The organism is Nonomuraea sp. CX421 (assembly GCF_059358955.1).
In genome coordinates this window covers 58925-73882 of sequence record NZ_JCADBK010000030.1, presented here as the reverse complement: position 1 = coordinate 73882, position 14958 = coordinate 58925, and the positions used below count along the sequence as shown (strand labels likewise).

Genomic DNA, 14958 nt, shown 5'->3' with positions numbered 1-14958 from the left:
GGCGGCGAGCGGGCACACTGATCGCATGAGCGCTGTCTGGGTGATCAGCGGCCCGCCGGGCGCGGGCAAGTCCACGGTGGCGGCCGCGCTGCTCGCCCGCCTGCTGCCGGTGCCCGCCCTGCTCGACAAGGACACCGTCTACGGCGACTTCGTGACGGCGGTCCTGCGGGGCCGCGGTCGCCCGCCCGGCGAGCGCGAGGGGCCGTGGTACGACGAGCACGTCAAGCGGTACGAGTACGCCGGGCTCACCCGGACCGCCAGGCAGATCCGGCAGCACGGCTGCCCGGTCATGCTGGACGGCCCGTTCACCGGCCAGGTCCACTCGGTGGACGCCTGGCAGCGGTGGGTCGAGGAACTGGGCGGCGCGCCGGTTCACCTGGTGTGGGTCCGTTCCGACGGCCCGACGCTGCGCGAGCGGCTGATCGCCAGGGGGTTCGAGCGTGACACGGGCAAACTGGCGGCGTTCGAGGAGTTCCTGAAGGCGATCCGGGTGGACGAGCCGCCGGCCGTACCTCATCTGGAGATCGACGGCCGACCCGGGGCGGCGCCGCTGGAGGAGCAGCTCGCGGCGGCGGGCCTGGCCTAACCCACGCGATAGCGCTCGTCGCGGGCGTCGAGGATCGCCATGTGCCCCGGCAGGTGACCGATCGCGTAGTCGACGCCGCTCGCCATGATCACCGCCTGCGGCGTCACCCCGCACGCCCAGAACAGCGGCACCTCCCCCGGGCGCACCTCGACGGGGTCGCCGAAGTCGGGCCGGGCCAGGTCGGCGATGCCGAGCGCGGCCGGGTCGCCGGTGTGCACGGGCGCGCCGTGCACCAGCGGGTAGCGGCCGCTGACCTCGATCGCGGTCTCGACCAGCGTCTCGGGGACCGGCCGCATCGACACGACGAGCGGCCCCGACAGGGTCGTGGTCGGCTCGCACGGGACGTTCGTCCGGTACATCGGCACGTTCGTCCCCAGCTCCAGATGACGGACCGGCACGCCCGCGTCGAGCAGCGCCCGCTCGAAGGTGAAGCTGCAGCCGATGAGGAACGGCACCAGGTCCTCACGCCACTCCTCCACCACGTCGCCGAGGTCGGCGACCGCCCGCCCGTCGCGGTAGAGCCGGTAGCCGGGCAGGTCGGTGCGCAGGTCACCGGTGAACAGGCCGGTGCTCCACGCCCCCGGCTCGCCCACGTCGAGCAACGGGCAGGCGCGCGCGTTGCGGTGGGCGAACAGCAGCAGCTCGTAGCCGAGCTGTCTGGGCACGGCGATCAGGTTGGCCTGTGTCCAGCCCCTGCACCAGCCCGCGGTTGGCACTCTCTCACCCTCGCGGAAGCGCCTGCGCGCCTGTGCGGGGGTCAGGTCTGCGACATCCACCCTTCGACAGTACGTCAGGGGTCCCGTATCCCGTCAGACACGGGCCTACAGCCGGCGTTCGGGGGTAGCGACGCTGCCGTGCGCCTTGACGTGAACCTCCTCGACTACCTGCTCATCGCGATCTACTTCGCGACCGTGCTGGCCATCGGGTTCGCCGCACGGCGGCGGATCAGCTCCAGCCTCGACTTCTTCCTGGCCGGCCGGGGGTTACCCGCGTGGATCACCGGGCTGGCGTTCGTCTCGGCCAACCTGGGCGCGATCGAGATCCTCGGCATGGCGGCCAACGGCGCCCAGTACGGCGCGATGACCGTCCACTACTACTGGATCGGCGCGGTCCCGGCGATGGTGTTCCTCGGCATCGTGATGATGCCGTTCTACTACCGCTCGAAGGTCCGCAGCGTGCCCGAGTTCCTGCGCAGACGGTTCAACGGGGCCACGCAGTTGCTGAACGCCGTCATGTTCGCGGTCGCGCAGATCCTGATCGCCGGGGTGAACCTGTACGCGCTCGCGCTGGTCATGGAGGCGTTGCTGGGCTGGCCGCTGCCGGTGTCGGTGGTGGTATCGGCGGTGATCGTGCTGTCGTACATCACGCTCGGCGGCCTGTCCTCGGCCATCTACAACGAGGTGCTGCAGTTCTTCGTCATCCTCGCCGGGCTGATCCCACTGACCGTGCTCGGGCTGATGAAGGTGGGCGGCGTCTCGGGCCTGTTCGAGAAGGTACGGCAGAGCCCGCTCGGCGAGGGCGGCCTGCACACCTGGGCGGGCACCACGGGCGACAACCCGATGCAGGCGCACTGGATCGGCATCGTGTTCGGCCTGGGGTTCGTGCTGTCGTTCGGCTACTGGACCACGAACTTCGCCGAGGTGCAGCGGGCGTTATCGGCCCGGAACACCAACGCGGCCCGGATGACGCCGATCATCGCGGCGTACCCGAAGCTGCTCATTCCCCTGGTCACCGTGCTCCCCGGCATGATCGCGCTGGTGCTCTTCGGCGATCTGGGCAACGGGCAGGACTACAACGACGCGATCCCGCTGCTGATGCGCGACCTGCTGCCCAACGGGGTGCTCGGTGTCGCGGTGACCGGGCTGCTGGCCTCGTTCATGGCCGGGATGGCGGCCAACATCAGCGGGTTCAACACGGTGTTCACCAACGACATCTGGCAGGCGCACCTCGTCAAGGACCGGGACGACACCTACTATCTGCGGACCGGCCGGATCGCCACCGTGGTGGGCGTCGGGCTGGGCGTGGGCACGGCGTTCATCGCGGCCGGCTACTCCAACATCATGAACTACCTGCAGGCGCTGTTCTCGTTCTTCAACGCCCCGCTGTTCGCGACCTTCATCCTGGGACTGTTCTGGAAACGGATGACGCCGTGGGCCGGCTTCTGGGGCCTGCTGGCGGGCACGGTGTCCGCGTTCGCGTCCTATCTGGCGTACAAGGCCGGGCTGGTGAACTTCGGCACCGAGCTGAACGCCAGCTTCTGGGGCGCGGGCCTGGCGTTCGTGGTCGACGTGCTGGTGTCGGTGGTCGTCACGCTGGTGACCACGGCCAAGCCGGTGGCGGAGCTACGCGGGCTGGTGTGGGGGCTGAGCGCGGTCGACCTGGAGGACGACGCGCTGGCCGGTGACAAGAAGTGGTACCGCTCGCCCGTGCTGCTCGGCACGGGTGCGGTCGTCCTGGCCGCGGCTCTGTACGGGGTGATCCTGTGAGTGACATCCGGCTGGTCATCGGCGGGTTGTTCCTGGTCTACGGCGTGATCCTCATCGTCGCCGGGGTCCTGGGCAGCCCGATCAACCTGTGGACGGGCCTGGCCATGGCCGTCTTCGGCGGCGCGTTCGTGCTGTGGGCCCGGTTCAACCGGATCTGACGGGCTCCACGGGTCGCGCGGCTCGCTCGTCGTAGGCCCGCCTGGCGGCGATCACCTCGTCGGCGTGCTCGCCCGACCATCCGGCGATCACGCCGAGCATGACGGTGGCGCTCCTGCCCAGGTCCGTGAGCTCGTAGTCGACCCGCGGCGGGATCGTCGGGTAGACGGTGCGGGTCGCCAGCCCGTCGCGTTCGAGCGCGCGCAGGGTCTGCGACAGCATCTTCTGGGTGATGCCGTCGAGCATCCGGCGCAGCTCGTTGAACCGGCGGGGCCCGCCGAGCAACGCGCCGATGGCCAGCCCGGTCCACTTGTTGGTGAACATGTCGAACACGATGCGGGGCTTGCACGCCTCGAAGAACGCGTTGGCGCCGCCGTACTGCCGGAGATCCGGAAACTTGGTATACATCAGGTACCTGAGTAGCACAAAGGTGCCTTCTTTCCAAGCGATACCGGCCCCCGCCAGCATTGCGACATCCAACGAAACAAGGAGATGTCGTATGCGTGCGATCATTCAGCGGGCTTTTGGCGAGCCCGACGTGCTTGAGCTCGCGGAGGTCGAACGGCCCACACCCCAGAGGCATGAGGTGCTGGTCCGGGTGCGGGCCGCGGGCGTCAATCCGCCCGACTGGCGGATCCGGCGCACGCCCTTCCCGCCCCACTACACCGAGCCCCCGCTGATCCTCGGCTGGGACGTGTCCGGGGTGGTGGAGGAGGCCGGGCAGCACGTCGGCCGGTTCAGGCCGGGTGACGAGGTGTTCGGCATGCTGAACTTCCCGGACCCGGCCGGGGCCTACGCCGAGTACGTCGTGGCCCGGCCGCGCCAGCTGGCCCGCAAGCCGGCCGGCGTCGATCACGTTCAGGCCGCGGCGCTGCCGATGTCGGCGCTGAGCGCGTGGCAGGCGTTCGAGGACATCGCCGAGGTCCTGCCGGGGCACCGGGTGCTCGTCCACGGCGCGGCCGGCGGCGTCGGGCATCTGGCCGTCCAGCTCGCGAAGCTGCGCGGCGCCTACGTGATCGGCACCGCCAGGGCGGCCAAGCACGACTTCGTGCGGAGCCTAGGCGCGGACGAGCTGATCGACTACACCAGCGTGGACTTCGCGGAGGCCGTCTCGGACGTCGACGTCGTCCTGGACATGGTGGGCCGCGACTATCCCCGCAGGTCGCTGGCGGTGCTGCGGCCCGGCGGCGCCTTCATCGGGGGCGCGGGCATGTACGCCGAGGCCGTCGAGGAGTACGAGCGATCGGGCCTGCGGTGGGGCCACTTCGCCGTCGAGCCGGACCACGCCGCCCTGGAGCAGGTGGCCTCGCTCGTCGCCACCGGGAAGCTGGCCGCCCACGTCGACCGGGTCTTCCCGCTGGCCGACGCGGCCAAGGCGCATGCGCTGATGGAGAGCGGCGACTTCGTGGGCAAGCTGGTGCTGGAGGTCTGACGTCCCGCCGTCAGTACTCGACCTCGAACGTGTGCGGCCCGAGCGTGAACCCGTCTCCCTTGGGCAGCACATGGCCCTGGTCGGTCAGCGTGGCCAGGCTCCGCCGTACCTCGTCCTCGGTCAGCCCGGTCGAGTGGACCAGCTCGCCGAGCCCGGCGCCGCGACCTTCCACGGCCAGCGAGGCGAGCGCCTCGTACACGTGGATGTCCACGTCGGACAGTGCCTGCACATCGTGCACCTCATGGTGGTCGGTCATCAGCGCTGCCTCGCTCCCTCCCTGAGCCTGCCCGGATCCACGTCACGCTCAGGGTTGCGGCGCAGATATTCGCCTTCGAGCTCGTTCGTCCGCAAGGTGTGCGTCGCGAGCGCGTCGTCGGAGCCGTGCAGCAGGGTGTCGGTACGCGTCATATGGAGTTGCCGCAGCTCGCGCATGAGGTCGTCGTCGGGGAGTTCCCTGGGGTCGATGCCCATCGTCGTCATGAGGTAGCCCCTACCCCAGAAGACCCTCGACAATATCTGTCATATTTCCTGACATAAGACCATTGTCGAGTGGAGATGGCCGCCTTACCTTCCCGTTATGGACCTCGAGCTCAGGCACCTCAGGATCGTCCGCGCGGTCGCGGACGCGGGAAGTGTGAGCAAGGCCGCGTCCCTCCTCGGGCTGGCCCAGCCGGCCCTGACCGCACAGCTCAAGCGCATCGAGAGGGTGCTCGGCGGCGCCCTGTTCGAACGCGATCGGCACGGCGCCAGACCCACCCGGCTCGGCGAACTGGTGCTCGCCCGGGCCCGGGTGCTCCTGCCCGCGGCCCAGGAACTCCAGAACGAGGCCGTACGCTTCGCCCACTCCCCCACCCCCGGCTTCCGCATCGGCGCCACCAACGGCCCGATCCTCGGCGGCCTCGTCCACCGGCTCGCCGCCGAGCGGCCGGTCACCACCTACACGAGCTGGTCCTCCCACGAGCTCACCGCCATGGCCGAGCTGGGCCGCCTCGACTACGTGCTGACCGACGCCTGCGGCGACAGCGGCCTCCCCACCGGCACGCTGCTGTGGGAGACGATCAGCCTCGACCCCGTCTTCGCCCTCGTCGGCGAGACGCACCCGGGCGCCAAGGAGAAGGAGCTGGAGCTGGCCGACCTGGCCGACGAGCAGTGGGCGGTCACACCGGCCGACGGCTGCTTCACCGACTGCTTCGCGATGGCCTGCGCACGGGCCGGCTTCACCCCCGGAACGATCTACGAGACGGACGTCGCGACCTGCGGGCACCTCGCCCAGGTCGGCCGCGCCGTGGTGCTCTGCCAGGCCACCCACCAGCCCGCGCCGGGGCTGGTGATGGTGCCGTTCGCAGGCGCGCCGCTGCGCTGGCGGCACCTGCTCGGCCGGCACCCGTCCACCCCCGACGGCCCCTGGGTCGTCTCCCAGGCCAAACGAGCCCACGCCGAGTCCGTACGGCGAAGCCCCGTCTATCGGGACTGGCTGGTGCGCAATCCCGGCTTCGGCACCACCACCCCATAGCACCGCGATAGGGGCGAAGTGGTATCTCCTCGCGCCCCCTGGCTGCCGTTACGTTGACGGCACCCCCAGCCACAAGGAGACAGGGATGCTCCGAACCCCAGCGCTGATCGCCATCGCGATCGGCGCGTTAGTCATGACGCCCACCCCGGCCGTCGCCGCCAAGCCGCCGTCAGGGATGATCGACTCCCTCCAGCGTGACCTCGGCATCAGCAAGGAACAGGCCGTCAACCGCCTCGCCAACGAGGCCCGTGGCAACAACGCCGCCCCCGGCCTGCGCAAGCAGCTCGGCGACCGCTACGCCGGCGCCTGGTACGAAGGCCCGGAGAGCGTGTTCGTCGTGGCCACCGTCGACGCCGCCGACAAGGCCGCCATCACCCGCTCGGGCGCCCAGGCCAGGGTGCTCGCCCGTACGATGGCGCAGCTCACCGCCGTCAAGGACGGCCTGGACCGCGCGGCGGCCCCCTCCTCGGTGCACGCCTGGTCCATCTCACCCCAGGACAACGCCGTCATCGCCTGGGCCGCCGATCTCGAAGCCGCCCGCACGTGGGTCGAGGCCAGCGGCGTGGACGCCGCGGCCGTGAAGGTCGAGCAGTCGGCAGAGCGGCCACGCCTCTTCTACGACATCCGCGGCGGCGACGCCTACTACAACTCGGCGCTCGGCTACCGCTGCTCCGTCGGCTTCGCCGCCAGGCGCGGCACCCAGCTCGGCTACACCAGCGCCGGCCACTGCGGCAACGTCGGCAACGCCACCACGGGCTACAACCAGGTCGCGCAGGGGTCGTTCCAGATCTCGTCGTTCCCCGGCAACGACTACTCCTGGATCTCGACCAACGCCAACTGGACCGCCCCCGGCGTGGTGAACGCCTACGGCTCGGGCATCCTGCCGGTCCGCGGCTCCGCGGTCACCCAGCCCGGCGGCTCCATCTGCCGCTCCGGCTCCACCACCCAGTGGCACTGCGGCACCGTCCAGGCGCTCAACTCCACCGTCAACTATCCCGAAGGCACCATCTCCGGCCTCACCCGGACCAACGTGTGCGCCGAGGGCGGCGACTCCGGCGGCTCGTTCATCTCCGGCGACCAGGCCCAGGGCATGACCTCCGGCGGCTCCGGCAACTGCACCAGCGGCGGCACCACGTACTTCCAGCCGGTGGGCGAGATCCTCTCCGCGGGCGGCCTCACCCTGGTCACCAGCGGCGGCCAGGAGCCCCCGACCGGCTGCCAGGGCTACAGCTCCACCTACAGCGGCTCGCTGACCTCCGGCCAGAGCGTCTACCAGCCGAACGGCTCCTACTACCAGTCCACGACCTCCGGCACGCACGCCGGCTGCCTGGACGGGCCCAACGGCACCGACTTCGATCTGTACCTGCAGAAGTGGAACGGCTCCTCCTGGTCGGTCGTCGCGCAGGGCATCACCGCCAACCCGGACGAGACGATCAGCTACAGCGGGACCGCGGGCTACTACCGCTACCGCGTCCACGCCTACAGCGGCTCCGGCTCCTACACCCTGGGCGTCAACCGCCCGTGACCCTTTTCTGACCACCTTCGACGGCGGCCGGGACGCGGGAGTCCACCCCCGCCTCCCGGCCGCGCCACGCCTCCTCGACCTCTCTGACCTTATTTGGCCTCTTTAGGCCAGGTTGTACTCCCAGCCCGGCCGCCAGTCGAACGGCGCGTCGACCTGATCCTCCAGCGGCACTCCTTCGAGCAGGTTGCGCAGCGCCCACCGGTTGGCCGAGTGCGCGATGACCAGCACTGAGCACTCCCGCCATTCCTTCATCACGTCCTCCAGGAACGCCGCCGTCTCGGCCACGACGTGCCGGTAGCTCTGCCCGCCCGGCCAGGGCGTGTCGATGTGCCTGGCGCGCAACATCGCCACCTCGCTCACCGGACGGCCGTTGTAGATGCCGTAGTCGCACTCCCTGAGGCGCTGGTCGAGCCTGATCTCCTTGCTGTCGCCGAAGGCGATCTCCGCGGTCTCCACGGCCCGGCGCAAATCGGAGGCGTAGACGACGTCCACGTCGCGCCGCCGCGACCCCAGCTCGGCCGCCAGCCCCCGGCCCGCCCTGGACAGCTCGCCGGGCAGCCATCCCGTGGCGATGCCGGTCTCGTTGTCCACGGTGATGGAATGCGTTTCGTAGATCAGTCTCACGGACATCCCCCGACGCTACCCAGCCGCTCGCGGCGTACGCAGCCGCTCGCGGCGTACGCGCAGAGCGTACGACCCGAACGCTCGATCTACTCGCCCGGGCATGGAATGATGTGCGGGCGCCTTCCACGCGGCTGGCGGCAAGCGGGGGTCCCATGCTTTAGCCTTTAGCGTGCGCGGAAGCGCGCGAGTGATCCCGACGCGCGGGGACAACTGAATCCAGGGGCGGTAGCTCAGCCGGTCAGAGCATCGGACTCATAATCCGTGGGTCGTGGGTTCAAGTCCCACCCGCCCTACCTACTCCACCTGCGGTGCAGCACTCAACTTCATATCCGCGGGTCGTCGATCCGCCGGGTGGGGGACCGAAGGGGGACCGTCAGTTTCGGACGTCTCCCTCAACGCGATCTTCCGAGGCACTAGAGCGACCGACGCCTCGGCCGCCGAACGCGCCATCTCCGGCAATACTGCTGTGTAGATGTCAGACGTGATCCCGATCGACGAGTGCCGCAGCATCGCCGACACATACTTCATGTCCGTCCCCGCTGCCAGGCTGAGCGTGGCCGCACCATGTCGAAGATCATGGAGACGGATCGGCGGCAATTCGGCCGCGAACGTCAGCCTGTAGAAGTGCTCCGACACCCAGTCCGGAGTCAACTCCGAGCCGTCCTCCTGCGTGAAAATGCGGCCCGTCTCCTGCCATTTACCGCCCCATGTCCTCTTCTCCTCCAACTGCCGCTCGCGGTGCGCCTGCAGCACCGTCAACGTCCCCGAGTCCAACGCCACCGCGGCCTCCGACGCCCGCGACTTCGGCTTCCCCTCCTCCACCCGGCGGCCCACGTTGGACAGTTGCCTGGCCACCGTCAGAACGCCTTCCTCCAGTTCGCCGTCTACCCACCGGGCACCGCACGCCTCACCTCGCCGCAGCCCCCGGAACGCCACCAGGTGGTACAACGCGTACAACCGGTCCCCAACGGCGTGGTCGAGAAACGCGCCGAGCTGGCCCGGTGTCCACACCATCACCGGCGACGGCCGCCGCGTCGCCAGCCACACCCGGAACCGCTCCAACGGCTTCTTGAGCTTCACCTCCGCAGCACGCTCCGCCGCCAGCCGCTGCTCGAACGCCATCGTGAAGGCATCCACCCGTGGCTTCGTCCACACGAGGCCTTGTGGCCTCTCTCCCGCATCCAGCTTCACCAGCGTCGCGGCATTGAACGACACGAGATGCTCACGCTCAGCATCGGCCAGCACCGTCCGGATCGTCGCCCGCACCCGCTGCTTCGTCACCGGCCCGGTCGGCCGCTTCCCTCGCACGCTCGCGCGTACCTGCGGGTCGTCGGACTCCCGTGCCGCAAGCAGGGCGGCGTTCTTCTCGTCGATTCGCGTGAACACGGCCTCCACCGTCGGCACGAACAGCCGGTCCATCCGCACGCCCGCGAGAACCTCACTGATGTGCGTCTCCCAGTGGGAGACATAACCAAGCAGCGTCGACTCACGGATGTCCTTCAACCGGCGACGCCGGGCCACCCATTGCTCCCAGTACTCGCCGAACGTCATCGCCTGCAGCGGCTGGCCGGCCCGATACTTGCGACGCACCTCCTCGTACTCCGGCATCGGCGCCTTCTTCTTGTGCGCCGCCTTGATCATGGCCAGAATCTCCATCCGGTCCTGATGCCCATCAGGACCGGCGTCGGGGATGTCCAGCAGGCGCCCGATCGCCTGGAAACACACGGTCACCTCATCCGCCGATGCGAACCCGCCCAGCTTCAGGTAACTGCGCTTACCATCCGGTCCAAGCGGGAGCTCCTCCTTGCCGTACCAGATGCCGTGGTTGGGATTCCATGATCCGTCCTTCCGGCGCAGCTTCGGGCACTTCGCGCCGAGCTCACGGTCATTTTCTCGGCACTTGCATCGTTTGAATCCGTTACCCGTCAATGGTTGACTCACCTCATTCCGGTTTCGCGGTGCATGCCTCCGACCTTCCTCGCTTCCTGGTAGTCCTCGATGCTCACTCGTAGCTCGGCTGCCACCTCCTCCGGCGGTTGCCTGGGTTCGCCGCCCCGCTGGTGCAGCGCTATCCGAGCCGCCAGGCTCTCCAAGTAGTCCGGCCGATCCATTGGCTGCCGATCGCTGATCTGCCGCAGCCTGCGGTCGATTTCTTCGGTAACTGCGTCAGTGGGGTGTGCGGTGCCGCGCTCGTAGGCGTCGATAACCGGGATGGCGACCTCCTGCATTCCGGTGCGCACCAGCGTCTCGGTGATGTGGAAGATTAGGTCCGGCACCACCCGCACGGGGGCGCTCGGGATCTTGGTAGCGAACAGCTCACGTAGGCGGACAAGGTCGGCCACGACGCTGTGGCGCCAGCGGGAATCTTCTCCCGGCGGGGTCAGATCGCGGCCCTCGCCCATGGCCTGCAAGATCCGCTGCAGCGTGTCGTACCCGACTGTCGCCTCCCGCCAGGAGTCGGCATCCATCCACAAGGAGATCGCCTGTTCGGCAGTGGCGGCGTCGACCTTCCTCTGCGCCAGGAAACCTTCGTATGCCGTCCTGCTCTTCTCCCACCCGAAGCGGTGGCGCAGGCGGGCCCAAGCGAGGAGGAAGTGAGCGTACTGATCTTTGGCGTTCCTGCCTTCATGGGTGACCGTGCGGGTCAAGTCGTGCAGGTCCCGGCCTTCGGCGTCGTCCAGGGGGAGCGGGAGTTCTTCGAGGGCGATGCCGAATACGCGGGCCAGGGTGATGGCCTCGTCCACGCTGATGGCACGGCGGCTGCCGTCGGGCTTGGGGTTGACGATCTTGGAGATGGCGGACTGGTGCGTCGGACACCCTGCGTTGGTGAGTTCCTGGGCCATGCGTTCCTGTGACCAGCCGCGTCGGCGCATCTCCCAGGCGATCCGCAGGGCGACGTTCTCCTCGCTGAGACCGCGAGCACCCAGGCTGCCGTGGTCGGGTTGGTGTCGCTTCTCGGCCGCCGACATTGCGTCACTCCCTGACATCGCCCAATTCATCCCGACGGGATGGAAGACTGCCAATTCTAGGGTTGATGATCTGTCACCGTCCATGCCATCCTGATCGCGAGCGAAATTCAATCCCATTTGTGATGAGCCGCTCGGCGCACTCCGGCATGGTCCGGGCGGACCCCCTCAGAAAGGCACGCCCTCATGGCCCAAGCCCTGACCACCGCGGAACTGCTCGCCCTGCCCGTCACCGTCGACCTCGTCACCGCCGCACGAGCATTCGGCATCGGCAGGACCAAAGCCCACGAACTCGCCCGCAGCGGCCAGTTCCCCTGCCCCGTCCTCAGAGTCGGCCACACCTACCGCGTCGGCCGCGCAGCCCTTCTGCGCTGTCTCGACATCGACGACCCCGCGCTCACGCCCGCGCCGACCGCCCAGGCCACCGACCTCGCGTCCTGACAGGTCACCTGATGACCACCCCGTTCGCCCTGATCCTGCAAGCGCTCTACGCCAGGACCGGCCACGCCCCGCGCGGCACCGCCACTCAAAAGAGCGCCATCTGTCCCGCGCACGACGACCGGCACCCATCGCTGTCGGTCGGCGTCACCAGCACGGGCGTCGTCGTGATCACCTGCCACGGCGGGCCCCGATGCCCTACCGAGGACGTCATGCAAGCTCTCAGGCTCCCCATGGCCGCCCTCTGGCCCGGCTCTCCGCACACCCCGCCGTCCCAGCGGCACCGCCCAGATCACTGGATGCCCTGCGGCCACCATCGGGTGGCCGACTACCTCTACCGGGACGAGCAGGGCACCATCCTGTACGGCGTCGCCCGATGCGACCGCAAAGGCAACGGCTGCCAGGGCTTCCGCCAGTGGAGGCCCGACCTCAGCAAGCGCACCGGCCGACGCTGGAGCTTATACGGCCAGGACGGCACGATGGCCGTACGCCTGGTCCCCTACCACCTGCCCGAAGTCATCACCGCAGTCCGCGAATCCCGGGTCGTGATGATTACCGAAGGCGAGAAGGACGTCGAAGCCCTCCGCGCCCACCCCGGCATCACCGCCACCTGCAACGCCATGGGCGCCGGAAAGTGGCAACCGGACTTCGCGCGCTACTTCCACGGGGCCGACATCTCCATCGTCGCCGACCGTGACCAGGCCGGCCGCGACCACGCCAAGGCGATCGTGGCGAACCTCATGCCCGTGGCCCGCTCCATCTACGTGCTGCAGGCCGGGTACGGCAAGGACGCCTCCGACCACCTCGCCGCCGGCGGCACCATCGGCAACTTCATCGAGGTGTGGGCGCCCAAGCCCTACACGCTCCAGGGAATCGGCGGGTGAGCGCCGGCAGCGGGCCGAGCTGGACCCCGGACATCACCAAATCGGGCGGCAAGCCACCAACCGCCCTGGGCCAGGAAGAAGCCTGGGACGAGGTCGTCCCTCTTGGCTCACGTCTCGTACCGCCCGCGTTCCCGCTCGGCTGCCTGCCCACATGGCTGACAGACATCGTCAAAGCGGTGGCCGAAGAGACCCAGACCGCCCCCGACATCGCCGCGGCCTTCGCCCTGGGCGGGCTGTCCACCGCGGCCGGCGGCAAAGCTGTGGTCCAGGTTAGGGGTGGGTGGCACGAGCCGCTCAACCTCTTCCTCGTCTGCGCGGCCCCACCCGCCACCCGCAAGTCGGCAGTCTTCCGGACCATGACCGCACCGCTCTACCAAGCTGAGGAGCAACTCGTCCTCGCCGGCCGAGCCACGGCGCGGCAGGCCGCGCTGCTCCGGTTGCAACTGGAGGAGGCCGACAAGCAGGCCAGAACCAAGGCGGTACGCAGCGGCTCAGCCAGCGACCTGGCCGAGGCCGAGTCCACCGCTCTGGCTCTCGAAGAGGCGGTCGTCCCGCCCGAGGTCCAGCTGATCGCCAAGAACGTCACGCCGGAGGAGTGCTCCACGATCATGTCGGAGCAGGGCGGCCGGCTGTCCATCCTGTCCGCCGAAGGCGACCTGTTCGATATCGTGTGCGGCCGCTACAGCAACGGGGTGCCCGCGCTGACCCCGTTCCTCGAAGCTCACGCCGGTGACGTGCTCAAGGTCAACCGTCGCGGACGGTCGGAGTACGTGCGCTCTCCCGCGCTCACGATCGCGGTGTGCATCCAGCCCGCCGTGCTCGCTTTCATCGCCCAAAAGCCCCGCCTGCGCGGCCAGGGCCTGCTGGCCCGCTTCCTGTACGCGCTTCCGCAGGACACGGTCGGCTACCGCAAGAGCGAACCAAACCTCGTGCCCGACGAGGTCCGGCACACCTACGAGCAGAACATGAGGCACCTGGTCATCAGTCTCGCCGAGTGGGACCGGCCGCAGATCCTCACGCTGTCCACGGCTGCCACCAAGCTCGTCACCGAGTTCCAGGACGAGATCGAGCCCAAGCTCCGAGCGGGCGTCGGCGAGCTTGACAGCCTGCGCGACTGGGCGGGAAAGCTCGTCGGCGCCGCCGCCCGCATGGCGGGCCTGCTGCATCTGGCGGAGCATTTCCACGACGGCTTCCGCAAACCCGTCGTCGAAGAGACCGTGCGACGGGCCATCGACATCGCCCGCTATTACATCGCCCACGCCGCCGCCTGTTTCGGCGCGATGGTAGAAGGCCGGCACACCGAACTCGCCCGGGACGCCGTGGCATGGATGACCAAGAACGAGAACGTCAGGACGGCCCGACAATTCAGCCGGCGCGATCTCCACCGGGGGATGCAGGCGAAGTTCAAGGACGCCTCGACCGTAGGCGCGGTGTTGTCACTGCTGGACACGCACGGTTACATCCGTCCACTTCCGGAGCCCTCCCCCGGTTCGCGAGGCGGACGCAAACCTTCTCCAAAGTACGCCGTCAACCCCCTTCTCTTCCGAGAGCCCTGACAGAACCGATGCGGTGGCGATGGCCTGCGGAAACAGCTGGGAAAAAGGCGAGACAGAACGGTGACGGATCTTCAGAACAGTGACAGAACTCCTTTCAGTCACTCGTCTTTGCCATAACTACGGGCAGGATTCGAGTTCTGTCATCCGCAGAGGAGATTCGTCACGGTTCCGGCGCTGTTGCATCGGACGGCAATGACCCAGATCAGAGCGATCGCCGGACGTTCTGTCATTTTGTCATCAACCCCCCGGATACTGATAGGGACAGGAATGCCGGATGCACATGAACGTCTCGAATAGCACCTGAAGCGGACATCGCCTTGGTAGAATCGCTTGCATGGAGGCCAGCGCCTTACGAGTGGAGAATTCGCACACCATCCATCTGGCCGGCACCAGCGTCGACCGCTACGACGTAGCGCTCCCCGCACCGGCCTGTCACACGGCGATCGCAGGTTGGGACCCACGACGACTGCGCGCCTCGACGGCACCGGTGAACTGCCGCCGATGCCTGCGGCTAATCTCGCAGCAACAGATCCCTGCCCTGTTACAGGACGCAATCTTCTGACAGCCCCTGAGCCGTATCCGTGGCAACGTGACCGATTAGCGGCTGCTGAGACACGCGACGGCTGCGGCACGGGGTTCTCGCCCACCGGCCATTCAGCATCCAGGCGGGTGATGCTCGACCCAGGCCGGATCGGCTCATCCCTCCATCTCGGGGACGCCGGTGACGGACATCACGATTGCGTTGTACGGCTGCGACATGCGGACGAGTAACCACCCTATGGAGCGCGCGTC

General features: G+C 68.5%; 17 protein-coding genes and 1 tRNA gene. 11 read left to right on the top strand and 7 right to left on the bottom strand.

The features are described 5' to 3' along the window. The first annotated feature begins 25 nt into the window (after positions 1–25). A complete protein-coding gene (locus AC5L3X_RS34595) occupies positions 26–586 on the top strand; it encodes a P-loop nucleotide/nucleoside kinase family protein (protein ID WP_494862686.1) in 561 nt (186 codons plus the stop codon). Here the strand turns inward: AC5L3X_RS34595 and AC5L3X_RS34590 are convergent. Continuing rightward, on the bottom strand, positions 583–1362 hold the full coding sequence (locus AC5L3X_RS34590; protein WP_494862684.1) for a putative hydro-lyase: 780 nt from the start codon (positions 1360–1362) through the stop codon (positions 583–585). The genes AC5L3X_RS34595 and AC5L3X_RS34590 overlap by 4 nt on opposite strands. Positions 1363–1440: 78 nt before the next feature. Between AC5L3X_RS34590 and AC5L3X_RS34585 the strand changes: the two genes are divergently transcribed. Together AC5L3X_RS34585 and AC5L3X_RS34580 are read left to right on the top strand one after the other, a co-directional pair. Next, complete coding sequence (locus AC5L3X_RS34585; RefSeq protein WP_494862683.1) at positions 1441–3072, top strand: sodium:solute symporter family protein; 1632 nt, start codon at positions 1441–1443, stop codon at positions 3070–3072. Further along, positions 3069–3230 carry a hypothetical protein gene (locus tag AC5L3X_RS34580; protein WP_494862682.1) on the top strand — a complete coding sequence of 54 codons (162 nt, stop codon included), beginning with the start codon at positions 3069–3071 and terminating at the stop codon, positions 3228–3230. Before AC5L3X_RS34585 ends, AC5L3X_RS34580 begins: the two co-directional genes overlap by 4 nt. On the opposite strand, the gene AC5L3X_RS34575 is transcribed toward AC5L3X_RS34580, so the two are convergent. Continuing rightward, complete coding sequence (locus tag AC5L3X_RS34575) at positions 3217–3636, bottom strand: winged helix-turn-helix transcriptional regulator (protein ID WP_494862680.1); 420 nt, start codon at positions 3634–3636, stop codon at positions 3217–3219. The two genes, AC5L3X_RS34580 and AC5L3X_RS34575, sit on opposite strands and share 14 nt — an antisense overlap. Before the next feature lie 91 nt (positions 3637–3727). Between AC5L3X_RS34575 and AC5L3X_RS34570 the strand changes: the two genes are divergently transcribed. Then, positions 3728–4660 carry an NADP-dependent oxidoreductase gene (locus AC5L3X_RS34570; protein ID WP_494862679.1) on the top strand — a complete coding sequence of 311 codons (933 nt, stop codon included), beginning with the start codon at positions 3728–3730 and terminating at the stop codon, positions 4658–4660. Positions 4661–4670: 10 nt separating this feature from the next. Here the strand turns inward: AC5L3X_RS34570 and AC5L3X_RS34565 are convergent, their stop codons facing one another. Both AC5L3X_RS34565 and AC5L3X_RS34560 read right to left on the bottom strand, forming a co-directional pair. Then, entirely contained in the window at positions 4671–4916 is a 246-nt protein-coding gene (locus AC5L3X_RS34565; protein WP_189126046.1) for an IclR family transcriptional regulator, read from the bottom strand. Next, positions 4916–5140 (bottom strand): DUF6158 family protein, encoded by a 225-nt coding sequence (locus AC5L3X_RS34560; protein WP_189126047.1) that lies wholly within the window; start codon positions 5138–5140, stop codon positions 4916–4918. Before AC5L3X_RS34560 ends, AC5L3X_RS34565 begins: the two co-directional genes overlap by 1 nt. Before the next feature lie 97 nt (positions 5141–5237). Between AC5L3X_RS34560 and AC5L3X_RS34555 the strand changes: the two genes are divergently transcribed. Beyond that, positions 5238–6173: a LysR family transcriptional regulator gene (locus tag AC5L3X_RS34555; RefSeq protein ID WP_189126048.1), complete on the top strand. Its 936-nt coding sequence runs from the start codon at positions 5238–5240 to the stop codon at positions 6171–6173. Between the two features lie 85 nt (positions 6174–6258). Continuing rightward, positions 6259–7698 (top strand): S1 family peptidase, encoded by a 1440-nt coding sequence (locus AC5L3X_RS34550; RefSeq protein ID WP_494862677.1) that lies wholly within the window; start codon positions 6259–6261, stop codon positions 7696–7698. Positions 7699–7800: 102 nt separating this feature from the next. On the opposite strand, the gene AC5L3X_RS34545 is transcribed toward AC5L3X_RS34550, so the two are convergent. Next, on the bottom strand, positions 7801–8328 hold the full coding sequence (locus tag AC5L3X_RS34545) for a histidine phosphatase family protein (RefSeq protein ID WP_494862675.1): 528 nt from the start codon (positions 8326–8328) through the stop codon (positions 7801–7803). A 213-nt stretch (positions 8329–8541) separates the two neighbouring features. Between AC5L3X_RS34545 and AC5L3X_RS34540 the strand changes: the two genes are divergently transcribed. Next, positions 8542–8615 (top strand) — tRNA-Ile (locus AC5L3X_RS34540). Position 8616: 1 nt separating this feature from the next. Here AC5L3X_RS34540 and AC5L3X_RS34535 read toward each other — a convergent pair. Then, positions 8617–10251 (bottom strand): tyrosine-type recombinase/integrase, encoded by a 1635-nt coding sequence (locus tag AC5L3X_RS34535; protein ID WP_494862674.1) that lies wholly within the window; start codon positions 10249–10251, stop codon positions 8617–8619. 8 nt (positions 10252–10259) lie between these two features. Then, positions 10260–11291, bottom strand: coding sequence for a helix-turn-helix domain-containing protein (locus tag AC5L3X_RS34530; protein ID WP_494862673.1), 1032 nt, complete (start codon positions 11289–11291; stop codon positions 10260–10262). Positions 11292–11474: 183 nt separating this feature from the next. On the opposite strand from AC5L3X_RS34530, the gene AC5L3X_RS34525 reads away from it, so the two are divergent. The 4 genes from AC5L3X_RS34525 to AC5L3X_RS34510 all read left to right on the top strand — a co-directional run bounded on the left by AC5L3X_RS34525 (position 11475) and on the right by AC5L3X_RS34510 (position 14728). Then, positions 11475–11729 (top strand): helix-turn-helix domain-containing protein, encoded by a 255-nt coding sequence (locus AC5L3X_RS34525; protein WP_189126052.1) that lies wholly within the window; start codon positions 11475–11477, stop codon positions 11727–11729. An 11-nt stretch (positions 11730–11740) separates the two neighbouring features. Further along, positions 11741–12610, top strand: a complete 870-nt coding sequence (locus AC5L3X_RS34520) for a hypothetical protein (protein WP_494862672.1) — start codon at positions 11741–11743, stop codon at positions 12608–12610. Further along, positions 12607–14166: a YfjI family protein gene (locus tag AC5L3X_RS34515; RefSeq protein ID WP_494862670.1), complete on the top strand. Its 1560-nt coding sequence runs from the start codon at positions 12607–12609 to the stop codon at positions 14164–14166. The genes AC5L3X_RS34520 and AC5L3X_RS34515 overlap by 4 nt, the downstream gene beginning before the upstream one ends. 334 nt (positions 14167–14500) lie before the next feature. Next, positions 14501–14728, top strand: coding sequence for a hypothetical protein (locus tag AC5L3X_RS34510; protein ID WP_494862669.1), 228 nt, complete (start codon positions 14501–14503; stop codon positions 14726–14728). Positions 14729–14958: the final 230 nt, after the last annotated feature.

What these genes read in the sequence shown, in the direction of transcription:
- AC5L3X_RS34555 (WP_189126048.1), top strand. Translation starts at nt 5,238, where the DNA reads ATGGACCTCGAGCTCAGGCACCTCAGGATCGTCCGCGCGGTCGCGGAC.
- AC5L3X_RS34570 (WP_494862679.1), top strand. Translation starts at nt 3,728, where the DNA reads ATGCGTGCGATCATTCAGCGGGCTTTTGGCGAGCCCGACGTGCTTGAG.
- AC5L3X_RS34565 (WP_189126046.1), bottom strand. Translation starts at nt 4,916, where the DNA reads ATGACCGACCACCATGAGGTGCACGATGTGCAGGCACTGTCCGACGTG.
- AC5L3X_RS34595 (WP_494862686.1), top strand. Translation starts at nt 26, where the DNA reads ATGAGCGCTGTCTGGGTGATCAGCGGCCCGCCGGGCGCGGGCAAGTCC.
- AC5L3X_RS34560 (WP_189126047.1), bottom strand. Translation starts at nt 5,140, where the DNA reads ATGACGACGATGGGCATCGACCCCAGGGAACTCCCCGACGACGACCTC.
- AC5L3X_RS34530 (WP_494862673.1), bottom strand. Translation starts at nt 11,291, where the DNA reads ATGTCGGCGGCCGAGAAGCGACACCAACCCGACCACGGCAGCCTGGGT.
- AC5L3X_RS34520 (WP_494862672.1), top strand. Translation starts at nt 11,741, where the DNA reads ATGACCACCCCGTTCGCCCTGATCCTGCAAGCGCTCTACGCCAGGACC.
- AC5L3X_RS34545 (WP_494862675.1), bottom strand. Translation starts at nt 8,328, where the DNA reads ATGTCCGTGAGACTGATCTACGAAACGCATTCCATCACCGTGGACAAC.
- AC5L3X_RS34550 (WP_494862677.1), top strand. Translation starts at nt 6,259, where the DNA reads ATGCTCCGAACCCCAGCGCTGATCGCCATCGCGATCGGCGCGTTAGTC.
- AC5L3X_RS34575 (WP_494862680.1), bottom strand. Translation starts at nt 3,636, where the DNA reads ATGTATACCAAGTTTCCGGATCTCCGGCAGTACGGCGGCGCCAACGCG.
- AC5L3X_RS34510 (WP_494862669.1), top strand. Translation starts at nt 14,501, where the DNA reads ATGGAGGCCAGCGCCTTACGAGTGGAGAATTCGCACACCATCCATCTG.
- AC5L3X_RS34525 (WP_189126052.1), top strand. Translation starts at nt 11,475, where the DNA reads ATGGCCCAAGCCCTGACCACCGCGGAACTGCTCGCCCTGCCCGTCACC.